The sequence below is a fragment of the Mycobacterium alsense genome, assembly GCF_002086635.1.
Lineage (GTDB): Bacteria > Actinomycetota > Actinomycetes > Mycobacteriales > Mycobacteriaceae > Mycobacterium > Mycobacterium alsense.
Window position 1 is genome coordinate 90,280 of sequence record NZ_MVHD01000005.1, and the last position, 23,440, is coordinate 113,719.

Here is a 23,440-nt window from a genome sequence, read left to right on the forward strand (position 1 = left end):
TGGTCACCTCAGCAGTGCCTCATGAGGTTGGGCAGGCACAGGTCCTGCCCGGGGACGAGGCGGTTGTGTTGGTCGACGAGCACCCCGTTCCCGCTGAGCATCGGCACCACGATGTTGAGGGCCTGCCCCAGGCCCTCGAGCGCCTCTCCGATGCGGTCGGGGTGGGCGGTCAGCGTGTCGGTGATGTCGTCGATGCCGTTGCCTACCGGCGCGACCTCCCGCGCATAGAACACGGCGATGCGGTCCAGAATCCGAGACAATTCGCCGAGCAGGCTGAAGAACTCGACGATGTCGACCGATTTCGCGGTGTAGGTCCTGCTGAGGATGTCGAGCTGTTCGAACAGCGTGATGAGCTGCTTGCGCCCGGCGACCATGGCCCGCAGGCCGTTGTTGGTGAAGTCCAGGGTGCGGTGGAAATCCTCCGTTGACTCGCTCAGCGACGTGGTCAACGCGTTGGCCGACCGCAGCAGGTCACGCACGGCGTTGGGGTACTTGTTGGCCGCGTTGGCGACCTCGGTGAAGGTGTCGTGGATGACCTGGCCGTCGACTTCTTTGATCAGTGGGGTTGCCGCCTGGATGATGTCGTTGACCTCGAACGGCAACGTGACGCGCTGCGGCGGAATCACGTTGCGGCCCAACGGTAGCGCGCCCTTCGGATCGAGCGCCACGTAGTGGCCGCCCAGGGGGGTAAGCAGCTTGACGTCCAGTGTGGATTCCGAACCGACCTTCACCGACTGCTCGACGTCGAATTGCAACTCGACGACTCCCCCGGCGAGCCGGACGCCGGTGACCTTTCCGACCGGGATGCCGGCGACGCGAACCTGGTCTCCGGCGCGCACACCGCCCGAGTTGGACAGGTGGGCGGTGTATCCGGTCTGTCCGGACGGGTTCAGGTACGCCATCGCGGTGCCCGCCAATGCCGCGGCGATGACGACGACCCCGAGGATGCCCTGGCGGCGGCTGCGGATGGCGGCGGCGTGCTCGTCGAGTACGGCGCGTCGCTTGCCCAGCGAAGCGAGCCGGTCGCGCAACCCCATCACCGGCACACCACCAGGTTCTGTTGGGCGAACGACACCTGCCCGATGCCAGGCAGGGTGACCTCGCCGTGTGAGCAGGAAAACGTTGGCGTGGCGGCCTTGTCGTCGACCAGCGAGTCCCGCAGCCCCTGGATCAACGACGGCATGAGCGACAGGCCCGAGATGATCGTCGCGGTCTGCGGCCACATCCGGCTGAACAGGTCGTAGAGGGGAACCTTCGTCCCGTCGAAGATGCGCTCGAAGTAGGCCAGCATATGGGCGCTGTTTCGCAGGACGGGAAGCGAGCTCTCCATCGCGTCACGGAACTCCGCACCCTTGGAAGCGAACCCCCGCACCACGTCGTTGAGTGTGGCGATCAGGTGGAACAGTTGCTCCGATTTGCCGCCCAGATCCTTCGAGATGGCATTGAGATTGCGGATTATCGCGGTGATGACCGTCTTGCGGTCGACGGCCAACTTGGAAATGACGTCGAGGTCGTGCAGGAACGGACCGACGCCGGCTTCGTCGCCCTGGATCAACCGCAGCAGGTTCTCACCCAATAAGTTGAACTGGGCGGGGTCGAGGGCTTGGAAAATCGGTCGAAACCCGTTGAACAGCTTGGCCACGTCGAACGACGGAATCGTCTGCCCCAGCGGGATGGTGCCCCCGGCGAGCAGCCGCCGGTCCGGCTTGGCCGGCTGAACCAGTTCCAGATAGCGCTGACCGAGCAGGGTTTGGTATCGCACCGCGGCGACGGTGTTGGCGAACACCGGGTGGTCGTCCTGCGCGGTGAAGTCCACCTTGGCGATCCGCCCGTCGAGCCGGATGGTCTGCACCTTGCCGACCTGGACCCCGGAGATGCGGACGTCGTCGCCGACGTAGAGACCCGACACGTCCGAAAACGCCGCGGTGTAGCGCGAGACCGCCCCGGTGACCGGGGAACGCAAGGCGGTCAGCACGATGAGGGCACACACCACCGCCACGGCGGTGAAGATGGTCAGCCACACAACCGATTTGGTGACACTTCTCATCGGCCGCCCCCCTGCGGTGCGGGTCCGGGCGCGGACGGCAGGGCCGCCGGTAGCCCCGGCATCGTGTCCATCACGACCTCGATCTGCATGCGGACCTTGCCGTTGACGATGGGGAACGCCGCACTGGTGCGGTCCAGCAGGCCCGACAGCCGGTCATAGACGGGCGCCTGGCTGCCCATCATGTAGGTGAGCGGCAGCAGCACGTCGGCCAGCGAGGCGAAGGTCGGGACGAGCCACGAGACGTTCTTCGCGAACGTGCGGTCCATGTTGAACAACAGCTTTGCGGTCTGGTCCATGATCAGGTTCATGCGCGCGACCCCGTCGGGCTGCGCCAAAAAGGCCATCCCGTTGAGGAGGTCGTACGCCAAGCCGATGAGCGGGATGGAGTCGTCGACGCCGTTGACCACCGACGCAAGCACCGAAAGCGATTGTGAGAAGGGCACCTTCTGGGAATCGACGAGCATCTTGACCAGATCGAAGTAGGACCGCGTCACCGGCTCGGTCAGGTCGGCGTGCCTGCGCACGATCTCGAAGATGTGGTCGACGTCGGGCGAATCGATGAGCTTGCCGAGTTTTTGGCCCTGGCGCAGCAGTCCGGTGATCGACGTCGAGTGCGTGTTGGTCCCGATCAGCAGCGTCTGGTTGGGTTTCAAGCGTGGGCCATTGCCGCTGCTGACGAGCTCGACCGCCGCGAGGCCAAAGGCGTTGGAGGACATGAACCTTGCCGTGGTGTCGGCGGCCAGGGCCTTCGCTTGGCCCGGCTCGAGCTCCACCGTCATCTTCTGCTTGTTGTATCCGACCGATTGCAGCGCCTTGACCGACCCGATCGTCAGACCGCGGAACTTCACCTCCGCGCCCGGCGTCAGACCCTCACCGAGCGTGTCGGTCACCACGGTGAGCTTGAACGTGTCGGAGTAGCCGCCGGTGCCCAGCTGATACAGCGCGATGCCCGCGATCCCCAGCACGACCGCGCCGATCAGGCCGCGGATCCGCAACGCGCGGGAGCTGGGCGCTCGCGCTCCTTGGTCCGGAAATGTCGGCATGCCCTATCCCGAGATCCGAATGCCCGGGCTGTTGCCCCAGAACAACAGCGTCAGCACCATGTCGGCGGCGACCACGGTGACGATGCTGGCCCGGATGGCTCGACCGGAGGCCCGGCCGACGCCCTCGGGGCCGCCGCCGGCGTAGTAGCCCTGGTAGCCGTGGATGGCGATGATCAGCGTCACGAAGGTCGCCGCCTTGAGCACCGAGAACACCACGTCGGAGGGCCGGATGAACGAGTCGAAGTAGTGGTAGTAGGTGCCCGATGACTGCCCGTGCAGCACGTTGACGACCAGCGCGCACGACACGTAGCTCAGCGCCAGCGTCACCACGTACAAGGGGACGATGGTGATCATCCCGGCGATCACCCGGGTCGTGACCACGAACGGGATCGACTGGATGCCCAGGGCCTCCAGCGCGTCGATCTCCTCGGAGATTCGCATGGCGCCGATCTCGGCGGTCATGCGGCAGCCCGCCTGGGCGGCGAAGCCGATCCCCGCGATCATCGGCGCCATCTCGCGGGTGTTGGCATAGGCGGAGACGAACCCGGTCAGCGGGCCCATGCCCACCATGTCCAGGGCGCCGTAGCCTTCGATTCCCACCGAACCGCCGACCGCCGCGCCCATGAACACCAGCACGCCGATGGTGCCGCCGCCCACGATGAGCGACCCGTTTCCCCAGATCATGTCGACCAGCAGCACGCCGGTCTGCTGCCGGTAGTGCCTCAGCGTGTGCGGAATCGCGCCGAGCACCTGGAACAGGAAGGTCAACTGGTGACCGAGGCGCTGCACCAGGGAGTCACCGCGGTCAACGACCCACCCGGGGGCCCGCAGGGGCGTGGGCAGATGCCGTGCCGGCGCGGTCGCGCGGGCCATCAACCGACCCTCAGCGGCATCGACATCGACAGGCCCTGGGTGATCAACAAATTGAGGACGAAGACCGCCACCACGCCGATGACAACCGAGGCGTTGACGGCGTCGGCCACGCCGCGCGCGCCGCCCTTGGCCTCCAGCCCGCGCTGGCAGGCAACCAGGATCACGACCACGCCGAAAAGCCAGGTCTTGAGCACGGCGACCCCGACGTCGCCGACGCTGGCGAAGGACGCGAACGACGCGATGTAGCTGCCCGGGGTGCCGGACTGGAAGCCGACGTTGATGGCGTAGCCCGCGGCCAGCCCCATGAAGATGATGAAGGAACACAGCACCGGCGCCACGAACACGATCGCCGCCAGCCGGGGAGTGACCAGCCGTTGCACCGGGTCGATGCCCATGACGCGCAGCGCGTCGACCTCTTCGCGGATGGTGCGCGCGCCCAGGTCGGTGGCCACGGCCGAACCCGCCGCGCCGCCGAGCAGCAACGCCGCGACGATTGGCGCACCCTGCCGGATCACCCCGAGGCCGCCGGCCGCGCCCGAGATCGACGAAGCGCCGACCTGCTGGATGAAGTTGCCGACCTGCACCGCGACGATGACCCCGAACGGGATCGACACCAGCAGGGCGGGTATCGCCGTGACGCTGATGATGAACCAGGCCTGGTTGATGGTGTCCCGCCACGGGTGGCGCAGCCGGATCAGATCGGTGATCAGGTAGACGAAGGACTGCACGGAAAGCTCGAAGAAGCGGCCCAGCGTCTTCAACGACGAATCGGTCTGGTTGAGGCCGTATCGGAAGGGTCTGCCCAACATCGTGCGGGCCCGGCGGCCGATCGACGCCGGCGCCGGGTGGTCGCGGGCTTGCTGATCGTCCGGTTCGGCCGGGGTGACCGCCGCGGGATCGGGTGCGTGTTCGCCGTTTGCCGAAGTGTCCGTGTCGACACCGAGGGCGACATCGACGGGGACGTCGGCACCGACATCGACGGCCAGTTCTTTGCCGTCTGTCTCAATCGCCGGTTCAGCCGCTGTCGCGTCGTGTACACCTGCTGTCAACGGCAGGTTCCTCCTTAACCGCTGTCACGGCGCCCCACCGAAGCACAATTGCCAGCTTGCTTGACGCACGTCCAACAGCATCGAGTAGGTGCGTTCTACCAGCGGTGAGCGGCATTTGTCCTGGAAAACAGGGGAGTGTGATCTACGCCACACCCCGGATCAGAAGGCCTTGGCGTGCAACTCCGCGAGGGCGTGGATTTGCTCGAGGTAGTGCGCGAGGGAGTGATGGACGAACCTGGCCGACAACGTGGTGGTGCCGGCCGCCGCCATCGTGCGCAGGGTCTCCTCGGTCAGCGTCGGCTGCCCCACCGGGTCCAGCGGCTTTTCGGCGGGCAAGACGACCTCGAACCCGGCGGGCAGCTCCCAGGCCCGCAGCCACTCGGCGGCGGTGGCGATCGACACGTTGAAGGGACACCAACCGTCGGCGAGCGTGACGGCGCGCCGCAACGACCGCTTGGTCCGCCCGCCGATCCAGATCGGCATGTGCGGCTGCAGCGCGCAGGGGTCGACGGTGAGCCCGCCGAACGAGTAGTACTCGCCCTCATACGCCGGCTCGTTGGTGGGCAGCGCCGCCCGCAGCGCCCTCAGGGCGTCGTCGCCGCGCGCGCCGCGGTCGTCGAACGGCGCGCCCAACAGGTCGAACTCCTCCTTCAGGCTGCCGACGCCCACGCCGAGGATCACCCTGCCGCCGCTCACGTGATCCAAGGTGCCGTAGCGCTTCACGATCGCCAGCGGGTGGTGATAGCCGAGCACCAGGGTCATCGTGACGAGTCGGATCTGTCGGGTGCGTGCCGACACGTAGCCGAACGTGGCGAGCGGGTCCCAGTAGCGGGAGCCGCGCCGCGCGGCCTCGCCCGAGGGTATGCCGATGTGCTCGCTGCAGGTGAGATGGTGATAGCCGAGCCGGTCCGCCTCCTCGGCCGCGCGGCCGATGTCCTCGATCGTGGCGTCCTTCTCCCACGTCAGGGCCGCACCGGCGACGTTGGTGACGACGGGTGTCGCGATGCCGAGCTTCAATTCAGCGGCTCTTCCCCGGCGAGCACGGTGCGGTGCATGAGGCGGCCGCTGTCGGCGGCGTACGGCAGCGCCCGGTGCATGGTGCCGGTGTTGTCCCAGATCAACAGGTCGCCGGGCTGCCACTCGTGCCGGTAGACGTAGTGCGGCTGGGTGGCCCAGTCACGAAGGCGCGCGAGCAGGGCACGGCTTTCCTCCACCGGCAGTCCGATCACGTAGTCCGCGGTCGCGCCGAGGAGCAGCGACTTGCGCCCGGATTGGTGCGTCCACACCATCGGGCACGACTTCGTCGGCGACTTCTGCCAGAAGGTGATCTCGTCGTAGCTCATCTCGGGGCGCACGTAGTACTGCGAGCGCTCGGCGCTGTGGACCACCCGAAGCTCGGCGATCGCCTCCTTGTCCGCGTCCGGCAGATCCTCGTACGCCGCGTAGGTGTTGCAGAACTCGGTCTGACCTCCGGAGTCCGACAGCTTCATGGCCCGCAGCAGGGTCGCGAGATTCGGATAAGGCTGCAGCGAGCCGTCGAAATGCCAGAACATCGAGCCCTTCAGGTATTCCGCTCGCTGGTTCACGGTGGTGTCGAGCGAGATCTTGTAGATCCCGCCCTCCCCCTCGTTCTGCACAATGCTGCCAAGGGTGTTGGCGATGGCGACTTGTTGCTCGTCGCTGATGTCGAGGCCGCGAAAGAAGACGACGCCGCGCCGCTCCAGCGTGGCGCGGATGGTCTCCGCTTCGCGGCCACTGAGCAGCGTTTCCAGGTCGGTTCGTATCTCGCTGCCGATGGCCGGTGTGCGGTCGACGATTTCGAGCGGGCGCGATCGAGTTCCCATGCGTCTCAGCTCAATCGCGTCAGAATAGTTTTGGCCGAATGCTTTACCCGCGGCTGCTTCCACAGCTCCACCGCCAGCGAGACGGTGATCAACGAGTACAGCAGGTTGCGAAGGTTGGCCACGTCGTCGGGCAGCGGTTCGGAGTAGTCGAACTTGTCGATGTAGGCGACGGCCTCCTCGGCGCGGGGGAAGACCTCGTCGTAGAAGGCCTGTATTTCGGCCATCGAGCTGTTCACGCGCTTGACGTAGCGCTCGTGGCCGTCCTCGATGGCCCACTCGTCCACCAGGTGCTCGAGTTCGGAAAACTCCTGCGGCAGACGCGCGTTCATCGGCCCGCCTTTGCCCGCTCGCCGGCCGCGACGTAGTCGCGCACCACCTTGTGCAGGTGACGAAGCAGGATCTCCTCGTCGTTCATGGTGAAATGCGTCAGCGCGCCGCTGTTGAGCATCGCCTGTAGGCCTTCGGACGGGCTGGCGTCTTCCAGGATGATGTCGTTGAGGAAGGTCACGGTCAGCTCTTGCCCGAGACGCTCCTTGTGCGTCGTGGGCGGCTGATAGAACATCTCGACTTCGAAGATGTGGGAGTGCGGGCCCGTCGGCCAATGCGTGTGCGTGCTGAAGCCGGACGAGCCGAAGATCAGCACGAAGTTGGGAAAGAACTGGAAGGAGTCGAAACCGTATTTCTCCGAGCGCGTGGGGTTGAGGCCCGCCGGCATCGGTCCGCGGTCGGTGCGCTTGTTCCACGGTCCGGCGGCGCTCGCCTCCATCACGCATTCGATCGGCTTGGAATACGGCGTCTTTTGCGAGGGCTCGCCGGAGAAGGAGAACATCCGGTGCGGGCCCGCGAGCTGATAGGCCAGCGCGTCGGTGAACGGGTTGGGCTGGTTGAACGCGTCGCGGGCCTCGGCGGTGAGGGCGCCGAACGAGGACGCGTGCAGGTATGGGCCGTGGTAGCTCTCGGCGAAGCCGTCGACGAAAATCTTCCAGTTGCACCGCAATTCGGTCTTGAACCGGTAGACCTGGTGGGGTCCCGCGAAGGGATAGCCCTCGATTCCGTGGGCCAGCCTGCCGAGGAACGAGCGCAAGGGCTCGGTGTTGTCGGGGTTGAGGTTGATGAAGATGAACCCTTCCCAGACCTCACACTGGATGGCCGGCACGCGGCAGCTGTCGGCGTCGAAGTCGAGCAGCAGGTCCGTGCGCGTCGCGGAGTGCAGGGAGCCGTCCAGCTTGTAGCGCCAGCCGTGGAAGCGGCAGTACAGCAGCGGCGCGCGGCCCTGCACCTCCTCGAACGGGTCGTCCTCCCACAGCATCTTGTTTCCGCGGTGTGGGCAGATGTTGTGGAAGGCGCGGATCACGTCGTCCTTGCCGCGCACGATGATGACCGAGGTGTTCAAAAACCTGAGCTCGCGGGTGAAGTAGCTGCCGGACTTCGGCACGCGCTCTACGCGCCCCATGTAGAGCCAGGTCTTTTTGAAGACGTGCTCGCGTTCCTTCTCGTAGAACTCGGGCGAGACGCAATCCTCGAGGGACACCGGGCCGCGTCCCAGTTCGGGATAGGCGTCGGTCCAGTGCCCGCTCGCCGGCTTGGTCACCAGGACGTCCTGGCTCATGAGGCCCTCCTCCGCTGTCCTCCTCGTAGGCCCCGGCCCCCCTACCGGCAGAAACGTAGCACTTGACCGAAGAGCCGAAACAGGCCTTCAATTGCAACACCCTGTTGCATTTTTGGAACACCGATGGAACAAAACCTACCGTTCGACCTCGACGCCCTGCTGGTGTTCGGCAAGGTCGTCGAGTGCCGCAGTTTGTCCAAGGCCGCCACCCTGCTCGGCATGCCCAAGTCCACGGTCAGCCGCAAGCTCAGCAAGCTGGAGTCGGACCTGGGCATCAAGCTGCTGCGCAAGAACACCCACCAGCTCACGGTCACGGATCTGGGCGAGAAGATCTACAGCCACGGCGTCAACATCCTGGCCGAGGCGAACGGCGTGCGGGCGCTGGTGGAAGACTGCAGGCAGGAGCCGCAGGGGGAGCTGCGGGTGGCCATTCCGGTGTTCGTCGGCATCGACTACGCGTCGCGCGTCGGCGCGAAGTTCCTGCGGCGCTATCCGAACTCGCGGCTGGATATCCGCTTGGTGGACAACGTCGTTCACCCCGTGCACGACGGGTTCGACGTGGTTTTCGGAACGGGCCCGCTGCAGGATTCGACGCTGATTGCGCGGAAGGTCTTCAGCTTGGAGCTGTTCCTGTGCGCGTCGCCGGATTTTCTGGACGAGCTCACGGAGCCGATCACCGCTCCGGCGCAATTGAATGCCCTGCCGTTCATCGATTTCGGGTTCGGCGACGCGCCACGCAGGCTCACGGTCGCGAAAAGCAAGCGACGCCACGAGCTCTCACCCGTGGTTCGCGCGCGTGCCAACAACTTTCAGGTCTGCAAGCAGTACATCCTGCAGGGCCTCGGCGTCGGCGCGATGCCCACTCAGATCATCGTCACGGAAGAGTTGCGTGAGGGAACCATCGTGCCCGTGCTGACGGACTGGACCCTGGAAGGGTTGGACGTGTACATGATTCACCCCTTCGCGCTGTCATTCTCGACGTTGATCAGCGCGTTCTATGAGACCGCCTGCGACATCATCAGCGAGAACTCGGCGCGCAGCTGAGGGCTGCAGCCGGGGGTATGAGCGTCACAGCGGTTCGCCGATGTCGGGGAGCAGGGCGATATCCTCTGGCTGGCCGTCACGAAAAACGGAAGCGAGTTCGCGCACCCGCCTCTTCGCCCACGCAATATCGAACTGACTCAATATCTGATATTCGTACTTGAAGCGTTCGGCACGGTCACCCACCCGTTTTGCCGCTTGGCTGGTCACAACTCCTTCGCAGTACCAGTAGAGAAGATCATCGAGGCTACCTACACGGTCGAAGCCGAGTTTTCCTCGCTCGTAGAAGGTGAAGTGATACGAACCATCGTCGGCAATGTAAATATTCAGGCCATCCTTCGTTCGGAGTCCGACCGGCATAGGACGAACGCCGAGCTTTTCTGACAACATATCTATCTCGGATTGCAGCTTCGTACACTTAGCGTCCAAGTCGCGGTCCGTATTCATCGAGGATTCCTCTGTCGACCAGTTCTCTCACCGACACTTTCACGCCGTCGGGACCTAAGATCATGAATTGAAGAGAGCCTGGCGACGGCGTCTGACCATAATACGGTTGCACTGGCCCTTCTACGAGTTGCCAGCCTGGAGGCAGCGGTTTTCCGGTAACCATGTACCGGTTGTAATCCCCGCCAACCGATTCCGGCGCTAAAGCACGATCTGCAAAAGGGGTTCCGTCGGGCGCAAGATAACGGCCGTATTCCGACCCGAACCGGTCGATGATCGCACCCTCGGGCAACTGGGCAGGATGAGGGACAAAGCCGGGTTGAAAACCATCATTCGAAGGATAGCTGCGCGTTTCCGGCGTGCCGAACAGGGAAGCAAATTCGTCCCATGTCAGTCCGCCTGTGGGGTGCCAGCCTCGCACCACGGCCAAAGGCGCACCACCTTCGGTCACGGTTTCTGCGGGAAGTCCTGCCTCGACGGCCGCGCCCTCCCCGCCGAAGAGCAGCCCGGGCAGGGCGAACGCGGCATCAGAGGCTTTGCCTCCCGCGTAGTACGCCGGACTCGGTGAGTCCAGCAGATTTTCGACTTCTCCGACGGTCGTGCCGACCGGATTCGTCGCCGCCTCGACGGTGCCTTTGAGCATCTGCTGCCACGACTCGAGCGCGCCGGGCGCGCCGGGACCTCCTTGCCCGAGCAGATTTTTGATCCCTTGTTCGGTGGCAAACCAGCGGTCGGCGAATCCCTCGCCGAATCCCGGCGGCGGCGGGGGCGTCGGCTCGGGCGGTATGTAGTTGGGCATCCCGTGGTCGATCCACTGCTGGGCGTCGGCCACGATCTGATCCAGGCGCGCCTCGATCTGATCCGGCGGCACCCCGTCTTGGAGCATGATCGGACGAAGCAGCGCCTTGGCGCTTTCCACGTCTGCGGGGGTCGGCCTAGGCGCCGGTGCGCCAGGAGCACCGGGGCGGCCTGCCGGCCCCAGCAGTCCCGGCAGGCCGCCCGGTTGAAGTTGTGGGTCAGAATTTGGCGGCCCGCCGGTCAAAAGGTCTTGCAGGGACGGCGGCTTGCCCGCAGGGGCGCCAGCCGGATTCGGCACACCCGTAGGCGGGCCACCAGAGGGTCCAGCGTCCGCCGGGCCGTCGGGCAACAGCATGTCGTGCCACGTCCGCGGTTTGCCCGAGGGTGCGGGCCCGCGCGCCCCTTGCGGCGGCGGCGAACCGCCCGTGGGAGGTCCGCCGGCAGCCACCGGAGCCTCGCCTACGGCAGCGCGGATGGCCGCGGCAAGCTCGTGGTCGGCCGTGTCGGCACGCACCTTCAGCATGATTAGCCGATCCTGCAACAGCTGCTGCTGTGCGGCGAACTCGATCGGATCCCGCCCAATCCAGCTGTCCCCCACGTCAATTCGCCAGTCGGGCGTGATGGTCCAGCCCTTGGCATCGGTGGCCCGCTCGATGTCAGCCAGCTCGCGTTTGCACGCGCTCACGTCCCCCTCGGCGCGCGACACCGCCGCCGCCACCTGCCGAGACTCCCGCCCGTCGGCCTCGATGTCACGGCGAGCCTTGCCCAGATCGGCGCGAAACGCCTCCCCGGCTTCGCCATGCCAATCGCTGAGCGTGTCGTGCACCTGCTGCAGGTTATCCCCCAACCGCTGCAAGGTATTGGCGCGCCCGTTGGCCGTCTCGAACACCATCTGGATCGCGCCGAGATCCCAACGCTTGACGTCGTATGGGGTCAACGTCGCCACCCGATACCCCTACTCCCGCACCGACCTGAGAGCGCGCGCCGAATCGTCCTCGTTGGTGACATAGCCGACCATTGCCTCGGCCACATGCGATCCCAACCCACCTACCAGCAACTGGTGGTGGTCGTGCCGGAGCTCCCAGCGCGCCGCCAGCTCCGCCAACGCCAGCTGCGAGGATCCCACCCAACCCGGCGCGGCCCCGGCCAATGCTTCCTCGTGGCCGACGAACCCGACGGCGGCCTCACCGGCCGCGTTAAACATGTCAGCACTGCCCGCGTGCAGCGCGACGGGATCGACCTTCAAGAGATAGGCCACGCTGCCCCCCTTCCGCTCCCGGCGCCGCGCACGCAAATCATAGGTCGCTGCAGCCGCGCGCGCCCTTCACCCGTTGCCGAGCAGGCCCGCGGCAGCCAGCCCGACGGGCAATTGGCGCTCGATGCTTTGGGGCGCTAATTTCCTGGGGTGATGTTCTCAGCTGCTGGTGCAGTCGCGCGGTGGATCACCCCCTTCCTGACGGTTGCGGCCGTTGCCGGCATCGGTTGCCTTGCCCCGGCGCCGGCCGCCCCGGCGGTGCGCTTGGCCGCCGAGGGAAACCCGTTGGCCGGGGCGCCGTTCTACGTCAACCCCACCTCGGCGGCCATGCGCGCCGCGCAGCGCGCCGATCCGCCCAGTCCCGAATTGACCGCAATCGCCAATACGCCGCAGGCGTACTGGGTCGTGCCGGGCTCTTCGGCAGGCACGGTCGGGAAGTACGTCGGCGACGCAAACGCTGCCGGAGCCATCCCCGTCCTGTCGATTTATGGCATCCCCCACCGCGACTGTGGCAGCTTCGCCGCGGGCGGCATGGGGTCGGGCGCCGACTACCGAGGCTGGATCGACACCATCGCCTCCGGGGTCGGCACCTCGCGGGTGGCGATCATCGTCGAAGCGGATGCGCTCGCCATGGCCGACTGCCTGTCGGGTGATCAGCGCCAAGAACGCTCCGACTTGATTCGCTACGCCGTCGACACGCTGACGCGCGACCCGAACGCGGCCGTCTACGTCGACGCCGGCCACCTGCGCTGGCATAGCCCCGAGGACATGGCCACCAGGCTCAACCAGGCCGGCGTCGGCCGCGCGCGGGGCTTCAGCGTCAACACCGCGAATTTCTTCTCCACCGAGGACGAAATCGGTTACGGCGAGGCGATTTCGGGGCTGACGAATGCTTCGCACTACGTGGTCGACACCTCACGCAACGGCGCGGGCCCGGCGCCCGACTCCGGGCTCAACTGGTGCAACCCCGGCGGTCGGGCGCTGGGCACTCCGCCCACCACGGCTACCGCGGGCGCGCACGCCGACGCCTACTTGTGGATCAAACGCCCCGGCGAATCCGACGGCACATGCGGCAAGGGTGATCCGCCGGCGGGCAACTTCGTGAGCCAGTACGCCATCGATCTGGCCCGCAACGCGAGCCACTAGGCAAGCGCGCCATGGTGGCCGTCTACCGCGCGCCGATGCGTTCGCGCAACGACGCCGTCGAGGCACAGGCCGCCATCGATCGCGCCCGCCGGCTCGGTGTGTGCGGCTTCGGGCAATACGTGAGTCGGCCCGGAGAAGATGAACGGCTTGAACGTCGGGTCGCCCGCTTCGGCGAGCTCGACGAGGGTTCGTTCGTGTGGACCCGCGACAGCGACGGGTGGTTCTGGCTGGGCCGCATCAGCGGGCCGTACACGTACGACGCCGACGACACGGCTGCGGCGGTGGATTTGGTGCACGTGCGACCCTGCGAGTGGCTGTCGGTCCCGATTCCGGAGCGGGATGTGCCGGCCGCTGTCGTGGCCACATTCGGCCGGGGCGGGCGCAACTTCCAGGAAATCCACCACCGCTCGATAGGCGAGGAGACACAAAGGATCTGGGACGCGCAGGGGTCCGGCCCGCAGCGGACTAGCGAGCCTTGACACGCCGCTCGTTTGTGGGGCGGATGCCTCATCCGCTGCCGCGGGTGTGCGGTGGACAATTCCCGCATCGAAAGATTCGACGGCGAGCCGCTCTCGTGAGCCAGCGATTGCCCCGCGAAAAGAGTTGAGGGGTAGCCACGAACCACCGGCATGACATCGCGACGGGATGCGAGCGTGCTCTTCGTTCTGATCGGCGCCAAAGCGGCGACTGATTAGCTCCCCTCCGAAATCTCCTGCGACGCGCACGGCTTCGTGTGGACGGGAACCGACGCGATGAAGTCGGGACAATGGAAGGCCGATCGCGAGCGTTCGCTCTTGAAACCGGCCGCCCTGGAATTTTCGCGGTCGGCGATATCCGCTCGGGATCAGTGAAGCGCGGGCGGCATCCGTGGGTGAGGGCGGCATAGCGATCGCCCTAGTGCATCGCTCCAGCTCTAGGCGGACAAAACCGCTCTATCTTTTTTGCGACAATCAACTCATGCCCAGCGAAGCCCCGCGTCCACGGGCCGCGCCGAAGCCGCGGCGGGTGGACGTCACGACCGAGGATTTGGAGAGGTATCGCGACGAGGAGCAAGTGCGCGCGGCGTTGGACGAGAGCCGGCTCCGCGACGAACGACCACCGCATCACTGACCACCGCCTGCCGTTCAACCGGTTCATCGGGCCTTTGGTCCTTGGGCTTGCATCTCTTCGGCCCTGACACCTCACGGCCGCCCCGAGTGATCCTGCTGGTGGGTACATAGCAGCCGATCAGAAACGAACCGAGATGTCGCAACCTCCGCGCCGCGGGATGTTGGTAGGCGTCGACGGCTCAGCAGCGGCACTGGCTGCGGTGCGGTGGGCGGCCCATGATGCCGCGCTGCGGAATGTGCCGCTGACTCTGATCCATGTCGTCGACGCACCCCTCCCGGAGTGGTTCGAGGCCGCAAGCTTCCGGCAATCGCAGGAGAAGCGGGCACGTGATGTCATCGAAGCGGCGATCAAGGTCGCCGAGGAGAGCGCCGGCGGGTGCGGTGCATTGCCCATCGACAGCGAGGTGTTTCATTCGGCCGCCGCCACGACGCTCGTCGACCTCACCGCAGAGGCGGAGATGGTGGTGGTCGGCTCTCGAGGGCGTGGCGGCGCGACGGCCCGGGTGTTTCTCGGTTCGGTGAGTTCGGCCTTGGTCTACCACGCGCATTGCCCAGTCGCCGTGATCCACGACGAGGAGCCGCTGGTCACCAAGGTCGCGCGGGCGCCGGTGCTGGTGGGCATCGATGGCTCACCGGCGTCGCAAGCGGCGACCGCCATCGCATTTGAGGAAGCCTCCCTGCGAGGTGTCGGGCTGATGGCCCTGCACGTCTGGCCCGATCCCCGGGTGTCCGGCTCCAAGGTGTCGTACCAGGACTCCCAATGGGACGCTCGGCTGGCCGAGGAGGAGGAGACGCTCGCCGAGCGGCTGGCGGGTTGGCACGAACGCTATCCCGAGGTGGGGATCCGTCGCCGAATCGAAGTCGGTGATCCGGCACGCTGGCTGATCGAGGCCTCCGAACGCGCGCAACTGCTTGTGGTCGGCAGCCACGGCTGCGGCCGGCTCAGGGGCGCATTGCTGGGTTCGGTCGGGGCGGCCGTGGTCAACAGGGCGAAGATTCCGGTGATCGTGGCGCGTGGGTTCTGACGACCGCCGGCGTGAGAAATGGCCAGGGCTGGTGCCCTGACCAGTTGTTTGTCCGGTGGAGCTGCCGGGAATCGAACCCGGGTCCTACGGCATTCCCTCAAGGCTTCTCCGTGCGCAGTTCGCTATGCCTCTACTCGGATCTCCCGGTCACGCGAACCAGCCGGGATGACGATCCCAGTCGCTGTGTATGTCCCGATGAGCCCCGCGACCGGACTCACCGGTGGATCCCTCTAGCTGACGCCAGGCTCCGGGTCGAGGGCGTTCCCGGGCTGACGGACTAGCTGTCGCTTAGGCAGCGAGAGCGTAGTCGCGCTGATGTGAATCGGCGCTTATATGGTTGCAACGACGCTTACGGTGGTCTCTTGCCTGCACCGGCACGCTTCCCTTGATTCGATGCGCGAAGTCGAAACCGTTCAGCCCCTAGTCTTCGAGCATCCCGCCGACCTTCGGCAGGACAATCAATGGTACCCGGCTATCAACACGCGGCAACGCGATTAACTTCCCACCAGGCCGAATACCCCCCGGTCAGACGACTCCAGGGGGTACTCGGTTGCCGATAACGGCGCTGGTTGGCTCGTTCGTTACTTGATGCCGACGACGTCCTGCGCGATCGCGGCGACGCGGGTCTGCGCGGCGGAGACGATGCGCTGCCGGTTCTTGTGCGCCTCCTCATAGGCGATGATGGCGTGCACGTCGCCGGGCTCCTTGAGGTCCTTGATCGCCGCCACCGCGTCGTTGACGTTCAGGTCGTCGTAGTTGCGGATGGGCAGCTCGCTGGCGTCGAGCACGCCGGCGGCCTCCCGGCCCGAGTGCAACACGTCGGCGGCGCCGTCGGCCCCCTCCGAGCGGGTGACGCGTTCGGCGGCCTTCAGGGCGGCGCTCTGCGACGCGGAGAATGCCTTCGCCGCGACGTCACCGGCGTTGCCGCCCCGCTTGACCAGGTCATTGAACGCCGGGCCGGTGGACCGCACGGCGTCTACCGCCCTGTCGAGCCCGCGGGCCGACCAGGCGACGGGCAGGTTGACCAGCTTCACCGCGGTGCCGGCCACGGCCTGCAGCGGCGTACGACGAAGGGCGGCCGGCCCGCCGAGCGCGTCCTCGGCCAGCACGGTGGTCAGCCAGTCCACGGTGGCCGAGTGCGCGGTGATCAGGCGTTCGGCGAGGTTGACGATGTCCTGGCGCTTGGCGGCCACGGCGAGCGCCTTGGTGTAACGCGCGCGGTCCAGCAGCTGGTCCTCGAGCGCGAGGTCACCCAGCAGCGCCTCGTCGAACGGCTCGGCCTGCTCGGTGAGCGCCTTGACGGCCGCGGCGGCCCGTCCCAGGAAGGGGCCGATCACGTCGGGGTAGCCGCCGAGGTCGCGGATCGCGGCCTGGATGGCCTCGGCCCGCTCGCGGCCGTTGCCGGCGTTCTGCTTGAGTTCGCGGCGCACCGCCTCGGTGCGCGCCTGGGCGACGCGGGTTTCCGCGATCTGGATTTCGGTGTTGGTCAGGTCGAGCAGGGTGCGCAGCTGCGCGAGCAGCCGCGTCGTGTCTGGTGCAGTCATGCTGGCCTCCTGGCGTTGACGATCAGGTGTCGGCGCGAGGTGCGCGCTTCACGTCAACTACCCAATCTGGGTGCCGGCTCAATCATCCGCCGCGGGGCTGTGACATATGTCGCCCGTCGAGCGGGCGCCGCGGTCGTAAACCGCCAAAGATGGCGTCAGATCACGAAATTCAAGTGCTCGATGACCTGGTTGGCCACCTCTTTGTCGCCATCGAGCTCGATGTCCCGGGCGCGCGCGGGGCTCATCGGACGCCCGCCGGAAAGCCGACTGAACTGCAGCCCGTCCATGCGGATCGTCGCCGTCGGCCGGCGGTCACCGAAGTCGTCGACCACCCGGGCGCGGCCGTCCACGTCGACGCGGATGCTGCGGCCGACGGGCCCGGTCAGATCGAACAGGATGCGCGAGCCGTCGGGCGCCTTGGCGCGCTTGCCCACGACGTACCCCATGGTGGCCGCGATTTCGTCGAGGGACAGCTCCGACGCGGGACCGCGCAGCGCGTCGTCGGACGACGGCCGCGCCACCGCGTCACGGATGTCCTGCTCGTGCATCCAGCAGTCGAAGACCCGTACCCGCATGAACCGCCCGTAGCTCTCGGGTCCGACGGGCGTCGGCGTCACGGCGTTCCAGTCCCCGTCGGACATGCCCGCCAGGGCGGCGCGGCGATCGGCGGTCACCGCGCGGAACCGTTCGAGCACGGCGGCGCCCGGCTCCCCGCTGAGATGGCGCACCCAGCACTCGTTCATGGCGCCGATGTCGTTGCGCACGTGGTCGAGCGCCGAGACGTCGATGTCGGGCTGAGGAGCGGCGACGCCGGCCAGGAACGACTCCGTCCCGATCATGTGCGACACCAGGGCCTTCACGTCCCACCCGGGCAGCGGGCTCGCCGAGAGCCACTCGCCCTCGGGCAGCCCGTCGAGCAGCGCGGCGATGGAGTCCCACACCGCGAAGAGACCGGCCAGAACCTCAGACTTCTCCAGCAGGGTGACGGGGCGATCGGCCATGGTCGGATCCTAGGCTGCCGACCGTGCGGTCGTCAGGTCGCGGCGATCATCGCCACCGAACCCATGGCCATCACCATGCCGACCCCCTGCCAGCGGCTCACCCGCTCGCGCAGCACCACCATGGCCAGCACGACCGTGGCCGCCGGATACAGCGAGATCAGGATGCTGGCCAGGGACAGCAGCCACGTATGCAGCGCCAGCAGCATGGTCACGTTGGCGCAGATGTCCAGCACGGCCACGCCCACGGCCAGCTTCAGCGGCTTGCCGTGCGGTAGCCGCATGTTCTTGCTGAGCGCGGCCATGCCGCACACCACCAGGGTCCCGGACAACCGGGCGAACACCAGTGGCCAGAGCTTGCACGCGTGCGGCGCCTGATGCAGGAACACCAGGTTCAGGCCCATGGCCGACCCGGCCACCACCGTCAGCCACGCCACCTTGGGCGTGAACCGGTACGGCGTGGTGCCCTCGGCGGTGGCCTCGCGGCTGACCAGCGTGACCGCGACCAGGGCGAGCACGACGCCCACCGACGCCGCCTGGCCGGGGCGCTCCCCCAGGGCGACCCCGACGGCGACGGGCACGGCGGCGTTGAGCACGGCCGCCAGCGGTGAGACCACGGAGATGGGCCCGGCGCCCAGCGCCGCGAAGAACGCCCACATTCCGAACGCCATGCCGACGCCGTACAGGCCGCCCCAGAAGACCGCGCTGGGCGTGATCGGCCCACCCACGACGATCGCCAACGCGCCGAGCAAGACTGCCTCGATCGGGTAGGCCACGAGCATCACTCGCAGCGCGGGCACCCGTCGAGCGGCTACACCGCCCACAAAATCGCTGACACCGTACGTAACGGCGGACAGCTGGGCGTAAGCGGCCCCAATCAGTTCATGCCCTTGGCTCGGCGCCCGAGTTCACGGTGCACTTCGCGCTGGGCATCCCGGCGAGCCACGTCCTGGCGTTTGTCATAGGCCCGCTTGCCGCGCGCAAGCGCGAGCTCGACCTTGACCTTTCCTTCGGAGAAATACAGAGACAATGGCACGAGGGCGAGGTTACCATCTCGTATCTTGCCGACCAGCCTGTCGATTTGTCGCCTGTGTAACAACAACTTTCGATTGCGGCGTGGGTCATGGTTGGTCCAGCTACCGTGCTGGTACTCCGGAATGTGCAGGTTGCGCAACCATACTTCGCCGTCGTCGACGGTTGCGAACGCGTCGGCCAGCGACGCGTGTCCCTCGCGCAGGCTTTTGACTTCGGTTCCCTGTAAGGCGACGCCTGCCTCGAATACTTCGAGAATCGAATAGTTATGCCGCGCTTTGCGATTGGTGGCGACAATTTGTTTGCTGCCACGCTTGCCGACCGTCGCCTTGGCCCTGCCCGAGTCGTTGGGCACAGCTACCGCCGTACGTACAGGCGCAACGTCACGTAAGCGGTCACCGCTGCCATCGACACGCCGACAGCCAGCAGAATCGGTGCCACGATGTACAGGATGTCGGCCCAGTCGATCTGGGCTATCAGATGGGCGTGATAGAACTGGTCCAAAACGTCGTCCAAAAACGTTGCCCGCACGAGGATTAGGCCGGCGACCGCGATGATCACACCAACGGTCGCGGCAAGCACCGCCTCGAGGAGGAACGGCAGCTGGGTATACCAGCGACTTGCCCCGACCAGACGCATGATCCCAATCTCCGTCCGCCGTGTATACGCCGCGACCTGGACCATGTTGGCAATCAACAGGATCGCACCGACGGCCTGCACCAGGGCAACGGCGAATGCGACATTGCTCAAGCCGTCCAGGACCGCAAACAGCCGGTCGATCAGATTCTTCTGATTCATCACATCGCGAACACCCGGTTGGCCTCGCATGGCCGCGTCGAACTCCGTGTTCTGCTCGGGATTGTCCAGCCTGACGACAAACGAGGCCGGAAACGAGTCCTTGCCCGCGAGGTCCTTGAACTCCGGGAATTTGCGGATGGCATCGTTGTATGCGTCCTCGCGGTTGAGGAACCGCACCGATTTGACGTCGCCACGAGCCTCGATCGTGTCGCGCAGCGTCTTGCATGCTTTGGTGTCGCACGTCGCATCGTTGGCGGATATGTCGTCGGTCAAGAAAACTTGCGACTCCACGCGGTCGAGGTAGATGCTCCGGGAGTGGTCCGCCAACAGCACGACCAACAGCCCACCGCCGAGGAGGCCGAGCGAGATAGCGGTCGTCAGGATCATCGCGGCCGTCATGGTGACGTTGCGACGAAGGCCGGTCAGGACCTCGTTGAACAGGAAGCCGAAGCGCACTTAGCGATCCATTCCGTAGACGCCGCGCTGCTCGTCGCGAACCAACCGGCCCAGCGACAGCTCGACGACCCGCTGCCGCATCGAATCGACGATGTGATGGTCGTGCGTCGCCATCAGCACCGTGGTGCCGGTGCGGTTGATCCGCTCCAACAAATCCATGATGTCCTTACTGGTGTCGGGGTCGAGGTTGCCGGTGGGCTCGTCGGCCAGCAGCACCAATGGCCGGTTGACGTACGCGCGGGCGATCGCGACGCGTTGCTGCTCGCCGCCGGACAGCTCGTGCGGCAGGCGGTTGGCCTTGCCGGACAGGCCGACGGTGTCGAGCACCTCGGGCACCACTCGGTTGATCGCGTCGCGGCGCCGGCCGATGACCTCCAGCGCGAAAGCGACGTTTTCATAGACCGTCTTCTGCTGCAGCAGCCGGAAGTCCTGGAAGACGCAGCCGAGCACCTGGCGCAGCTTGGGGATGTGCCGTCCGGGCAGCTTGTTGACGTGAAACTTCGACACCCGGATGTCGCCGGTGTTGGGCGTCTCCTCGGCCAGCAGCAGGCGCATGAAGGTCGACTTGCCCGAGCCCGAAGGTCCGATCAAAAAGACGAATTCACCCTTGTCGATTTTGACGTTGATGTCGTCCAGCGCCGGCCGAGCCGACGCCTTGTACTTCTTGCTGACGTTGTCCAGGGTGATCATCACGGCACGCCAGTGTAGCGGTGAATTTCGCTGGTAAGCGAAGTCAGCTTGCCGGGGGCTGCGAACTCGGCGCCGGACCGGGCCCCGGCTGCGGTAGCTGCGGCGGTGGGGTCGGCGTGGGCGTCGGGCTGGTGCTCGGCGGGCAGAACGGCGGCGGCAGCAGGCACGGCGGGGGCGGCACCACGAAGGGCGGCGTGGTGGTCGTGGTGACGGGCGGCGGCGTGGTGGGCGGCACCGTGGCGGTGGGGGTCGGCGTGACCGTGACCGTGGCCGGAGGCCGCTGCAACCGGCTGCGCGGGACCCAGGTGTAGTTCGGGTCGGGCACGAAGCCCGGCGGCACCACCTGCGGCGCCGGCGGCTTGGGCGCCGCCTCCGGCCGATAGGTGTCGTAGAGCCACCACACCGCCAAAAACGCGATGATCAGCACCAGGGTCGACGTGCGCATGCGCCCACCGAACAGGTGGCTCCAACCTCGTCGCCTGTCGTCGCTGCGCTTCTCGAGGATGTTCAGTGTGAATTTCACGACTGCCGCACCGTGCCGTCGGTCTTGTCGCCGGCTTTCTCGGCCGCCTCGTCGACCGGCAGCGCGGCGTCGTCGACGACGCCCACCCTCGCGTCGGCCGCGGTCATGATCCCGACGCGGGCCAGTGCCCGGATGACCAGCACGCGCAGCTGGCGGCCGACCTCGAACTGCTTACCGGGCAGCGTGCGGGCCACCATGCGCAGGGTGACCGTGTCGACCTGGATGCTTTCCACGCCCATCACCGTGGGCGCGTCCAACAGCAACTCCCCGAGCACGGGGTTGTCCATGGCGCGTTCGCATTCCTGGTGCAAGACGTCGTTGACCTGGTTGAGGTCGGCGCTGGTCGACACGGGGATGTCCACCACCGCGCGGGCCCAGTCCTTGGACAGGTTGACCACCTTGACGATCTGGCCGTTGGGGATGGTCAGCACCTCGCCGTCCGGTGAGCGCAGCCGGGTCACCCGCAACGTCACGTTCTCGACCGTGCCGCTGGCCTCCGTCGAGGCGACGATGGTCAGCGTCACCAAATCGCCGAATCCATACTGCTTCTCGACCAGGATGAAAAAGCCGGAGAGCAGGTCCTTGACCAACTGCTGGGCCCCGAAACCCAGGGCCGCGCCGACCACCGTGGCCGGCGCGATCAGGCCGCCCACCGAGAACCGCAGGATGTCGGCGATCTGGAGCATGACCCAGATCCCGATGATCACGATCGACACCCACGAGATCACCGACGCCACGGCCTGGCGATGTTTGGTGGCCTCCGAGCGCACCAGGGCGTCGCTTTCGGCGAAACCCACGTCGAGTTGGCGGGTCACCTGCTCGGCGACCCAGTTGACGAAGCGCGCCGCCAGCACCGCCGCGATCAGCACCATGGCGATCCGCAGGCCGCGGGTGATGATCCATTCACCGATCTGGCCGTGCCAGAAGTCCGCCCAGCGCTGCGCCGGTGACGCGGCGGCCGCGGCCATCGGATTCGTGTTAATCGTCATCTTTTCGGTTGCGCCACCGGATCCCCGCTTCCAGGAACCCGTCGATGTCTCCGTCCAGAACGGCGGCCGGGTTGCCGACCTCGTACTCGGTTCGCAGATCCTTGACCATCTGGTACGGGTGCAGCACGTAGGAGCGCATCTGGTTGCCCCAGGAGGTGCCGCCCTCCCCCTTCAACGCGTCCAGCTCCGCGCGCTCTTCTGATCGCTTGCGCTCCAACAACTTTGCCTGAAGAACGCGCATCGCCGAGATCTTGTTCTGCAGTTGCGACTTTTCGTTCTGACAAGTCACGACAATACCCGTGGGGATGTGGGTCAAACGCACCGCGGAATCGGTGGTGTTCACCGACTGGCCCCCGGGCCCGCTGGAACGATAGACATCGACCCGCACATCACCCTCGGGGATGTCGATGTGATCGGTGGTCTCCACCACCGGGAGCACCTCGACTTCGGCGAACGACGTCTGACGCCGGCCCTGGTTGTCGAAGGGGCTGATCCGCACCAGCCGGTGGGTGCCCTGTTCGACGGACAGCGTGCCGTAGGCGAACGGCGCGTGCACCACGAAGGTGGCGCTCTTGATGCCAGCCTCCTCGGCGTAGGAGGTGTCGAACACCTCGACCGGATACTTGTGCTGCTCGGCCCAGCGGATGTACATCCGCATCAGCATCTCGGCCCAGTCGGCGGCGTCCACCCCGCCGGCGCCGGAACGGATGGTGACCAGCGCCTCCCGCTCGTCGTACTCACCGGAGAGCAGCGTGCGCACCTCGAAGGCCTCGATATCGGCGCGCAACGCCTTGAGCTCGGTGTCGGCCTCGGCCAGCGCCTGGACCCCGCTGTCGCTCGTTCCTTCCTCGGCGGCGAGCTCGTAGAGCACCGGCAGGTCGTCGAGGCGCTGCCGCAGCTCCTCGATGCGGCGCAGCTCGCCCTGGGCGTGGGACAACTCGCTGGTCACCCGCTGGGCGCGGGACTGGTCGTCCCACAATTTCGGATCCGACGCCTCCTGCTCCAGCTTTTGGATGCGGGTGCGCAGACCGTCCACATCGAGCACCCGCTCCACCGTGGTCAGGGTGGAGTCGAGGGCAGCGATATCGGCTTGCCGGTCGGGTTCCACAGCCGCCCACGTTACCGGC

General features: G+C 66.5%; 26 protein-coding genes and 1 other RNA gene. 5 read left to right on the plus strand and 22 right to left on the minus strand.

Going from position 1 to position 23,440, the window contains the following annotated elements:
- Positions 1-8: 8 nt before the first annotated feature.
- The 9 genes from BST11_RS05340 to BST11_RS05385 form a co-directional block, all read right to left on the minus strand.
- Positions 9-1,037 carry an MlaD family protein gene (locus tag BST11_RS05340; RefSeq protein ID WP_083137030.1) on the minus strand — a complete coding sequence of 343 codons (1,029 nt, stop codon included), beginning with the start codon at positions 1,035-1,037 and terminating at the stop codon, positions 9-11.
- Entirely contained in the window at positions 1,037-2,047 is a 1,011-nt protein-coding gene (locus BST11_RS05345) for an MCE family protein (RefSeq protein ID WP_083136927.1), read from the minus strand. The genes BST11_RS05340 and BST11_RS05345 overlap by 1 nt, the downstream gene beginning before the upstream one ends.
- Complete coding sequence (locus BST11_RS05350) at positions 2,044-3,090, minus strand: MlaD family protein (RefSeq protein ID WP_083136928.1); 1,047 nt, start codon at positions 3,088-3,090, stop codon at positions 2,044-2,046. The genes BST11_RS05345 and BST11_RS05350 overlap by 4 nt, the downstream gene beginning before the upstream one ends.
- 3 nt (positions 3,091-3,093) lie before the next feature.
- Positions 3,094-3,963, minus strand: coding sequence for an MlaE family ABC transporter permease (locus BST11_RS05355; protein WP_083136929.1), 870 nt, complete (start codon positions 3,961-3,963; stop codon positions 3,094-3,096).
- Positions 3,963-5,012, minus strand: coding sequence for an MlaE family ABC transporter permease (locus BST11_RS05360; protein WP_372509642.1), 1,050 nt, complete (start codon positions 5,010-5,012; stop codon positions 3,963-3,965). Before BST11_RS05360 ends, BST11_RS05355 begins: the two co-directional genes overlap by 1 nt.
- A gap of 159 nt (positions 5,013-5,171) precedes the next feature.
- Positions 5,172-6,029 (minus strand): TIGR03619 family F420-dependent LLM class oxidoreductase, encoded by an 858-nt coding sequence (locus tag BST11_RS05370; RefSeq protein ID WP_083136932.1) that lies wholly within the window; start codon positions 6,027-6,029, stop codon positions 5,172-5,174.
- Positions 6,026-6,856 carry a TauD/TfdA dioxygenase family protein gene (locus tag BST11_RS05375; protein WP_083136933.1) on the minus strand — a complete coding sequence of 277 codons (831 nt, stop codon included), beginning with the start codon at positions 6,854-6,856 and terminating at the stop codon, positions 6,026-6,028. Before BST11_RS05375 ends, BST11_RS05370 begins: the two co-directional genes overlap by 4 nt.
- Positions 6,857-6,861: 5 nt before the next feature.
- A complete protein-coding gene (locus BST11_RS05380; protein WP_083136934.1) occupies positions 6,862-7,185 on the minus strand; it encodes a hypothetical protein in 324 nt (107 codons plus the stop codon).
- On the minus strand, positions 7,182-8,465 hold the full coding sequence (locus tag BST11_RS05385) for an aromatic ring-hydroxylating oxygenase subunit alpha (protein ID WP_083136935.1): 1,284 nt from the start codon (positions 8,463-8,465) through the stop codon (positions 7,182-7,184). Before BST11_RS05385 ends, BST11_RS05380 begins: the two co-directional genes overlap by 4 nt.
- A gap of 123 nt (positions 8,466-8,588) precedes the next feature.
- Between BST11_RS05385 and BST11_RS05390 the strand changes: the two genes are divergently transcribed.
- Positions 8,589-9,509, plus strand: a complete 921-nt coding sequence (locus tag BST11_RS05390) for a LysR family transcriptional regulator (protein WP_083136936.1) — start codon at positions 8,589-8,591, stop codon at positions 9,507-9,509.
- Positions 9,510-9,533: 24 nt separating this feature from the next.
- Here the strand turns inward: BST11_RS05390 and BST11_RS05395 are convergent, their stop codons facing one another.
- The 3 genes from BST11_RS05395 to BST11_RS05405 are packed head-to-tail and all read right to left on the minus strand — an operon-like array spanning position 9,534 to position 12,006.
- Complete coding sequence (locus tag BST11_RS05395) at positions 9,534-9,866, minus strand: hypothetical protein (RefSeq protein ID WP_083136937.1); 333 nt, start codon at positions 9,864-9,866, stop codon at positions 9,534-9,536.
- Between the two features lie 58 nt (positions 9,867-9,924).
- Positions 9,925-11,694 (minus strand): TNT domain-containing protein, encoded by a 1,770-nt coding sequence (locus tag BST11_RS05400; protein WP_244897540.1) that lies wholly within the window; start codon positions 11,692-11,694, stop codon positions 9,925-9,927.
- A 9-nt stretch (positions 11,695-11,703) separates the two neighbouring features.
- A complete protein-coding gene (locus tag BST11_RS05405; RefSeq protein ID WP_244897541.1) occupies positions 11,704-12,006 on the minus strand; it encodes an RNA 2'-phosphotransferase in 303 nt (100 codons plus the stop codon).
- Between the two features lie 147 nt (positions 12,007-12,153).
- Here BST11_RS05405 and BST11_RS05410 point away from each other — a divergent pair, with 147 nt between their 5' ends.
- From BST11_RS05410 to BST11_RS05420, 4 genes are all read left to right on the plus strand, one after another.
- Positions 12,154-13,149, plus strand: a complete 996-nt coding sequence (locus tag BST11_RS05410) for a glycoside hydrolase family 6 protein (RefSeq protein WP_083136938.1) — start codon at positions 12,154-12,156, stop codon at positions 13,147-13,149.
- 11 nt (positions 13,150-13,160) lie between these two features.
- The gene (locus BST11_RS05415) at positions 13,161-13,628 is read left to right on the plus strand and encodes a GAF domain-containing protein (RefSeq protein ID WP_083136939.1); all 468 of its coding nucleotides are present in this window, start codon (positions 13,161-13,163) and stop codon (positions 13,626-13,628) included.
- Positions 13,629-14,106: 478 nt separating this feature from the next.
- Complete coding sequence (locus BST11_RS27900) at positions 14,107-14,259, plus strand: hypothetical protein (protein ID WP_169834879.1); 153 nt, start codon at positions 14,107-14,109, stop codon at positions 14,257-14,259.
- 133 nt (positions 14,260-14,392) lie between these two features.
- On the plus strand, positions 14,393-15,283 hold the full coding sequence (locus BST11_RS05420) for a universal stress protein (protein ID WP_083136940.1): 891 nt from the start codon (positions 14,393-14,395) through the stop codon (positions 15,281-15,283).
- A gap of 53 nt (positions 15,284-15,336) precedes the next feature.
- Here the strand turns inward: BST11_RS05420 and ssrA are convergent.
- From ssrA to prfB, 10 genes are all read right to left on the minus strand, one after another.
- Positions 15,337-15,704: a transfer-messenger RNA gene (gene ssrA / locus BST11_RS05425) on the minus strand.
- A 160-nt stretch (positions 15,705-15,864) separates the two neighbouring features.
- Positions 15,865-16,827 (minus strand): hypothetical protein, encoded by a 963-nt coding sequence (locus BST11_RS05430; protein ID WP_083136941.1) that lies wholly within the window; start codon positions 16,825-16,827, stop codon positions 15,865-15,867.
- Between the two features lie 155 nt (positions 16,828-16,982).
- On the minus strand, positions 16,983-17,828 hold the full coding sequence (locus BST11_RS05435; RefSeq protein ID WP_083136942.1) for a maleylpyruvate isomerase family mycothiol-dependent enzyme: 846 nt from the start codon (positions 17,826-17,828) through the stop codon (positions 16,983-16,985).
- A gap of 32 nt (positions 17,829-17,860) precedes the next feature.
- Positions 17,861-18,706, minus strand: a complete 846-nt coding sequence (locus BST11_RS05440) for an EamA family transporter (RefSeq protein WP_142276199.1) — start codon at positions 18,704-18,706, stop codon at positions 17,861-17,863.
- Positions 18,703-19,212, minus strand: coding sequence for an SsrA-binding protein SmpB (gene smpB / locus BST11_RS05445; RefSeq protein WP_083136944.1), 510 nt, complete (start codon positions 19,210-19,212; stop codon positions 18,703-18,705). Before smpB ends, BST11_RS05440 begins: the two co-directional genes overlap by 4 nt.
- Positions 19,213-19,214: 2 nt before the next feature.
- Positions 19,215-20,111, minus strand: coding sequence for a permease-like cell division protein FtsX (ftsX, locus tag BST11_RS05450; protein ID WP_083136945.1), 897 nt, complete (start codon positions 20,109-20,111; stop codon positions 19,215-19,217).
- The gene (gene ftsE / locus BST11_RS05455) at positions 20,112-20,801 is read right to left on the minus strand and encodes a cell division ATP-binding protein FtsE (protein WP_083137033.1); all 690 of its coding nucleotides are present in this window, start codon (positions 20,799-20,801) and stop codon (positions 20,112-20,114) included.
- 43 nt (positions 20,802-20,844) lie between these two features.
- Positions 20,845-21,324 carry an Rv3103c family proline-rich protein gene (locus tag BST11_RS05460; RefSeq protein WP_083136946.1) on the minus strand — a complete coding sequence of 160 codons (480 nt, stop codon included), beginning with the start codon at positions 21,322-21,324 and terminating at the stop codon, positions 20,845-20,847.
- Entirely contained in the window at positions 21,321-22,313 is a 993-nt protein-coding gene (locus BST11_RS05465) for a mechanosensitive ion channel family protein (protein ID WP_083136947.1), read from the minus strand. Before BST11_RS05465 ends, BST11_RS05460 begins: the two co-directional genes overlap by 4 nt.
- Positions 22,303-23,421 (minus strand): peptide chain release factor 2, encoded by a 1,119-nt coding sequence (gene prfB, locus BST11_RS05470; protein WP_083136948.1) that lies wholly within the window; start codon positions 23,419-23,421, stop codon positions 22,303-22,305. The genes BST11_RS05465 and prfB overlap by 11 nt, the downstream gene beginning before the upstream one ends.
- Between the last annotated feature and the right edge of the window lie 19 nt (positions 23,422-23,440).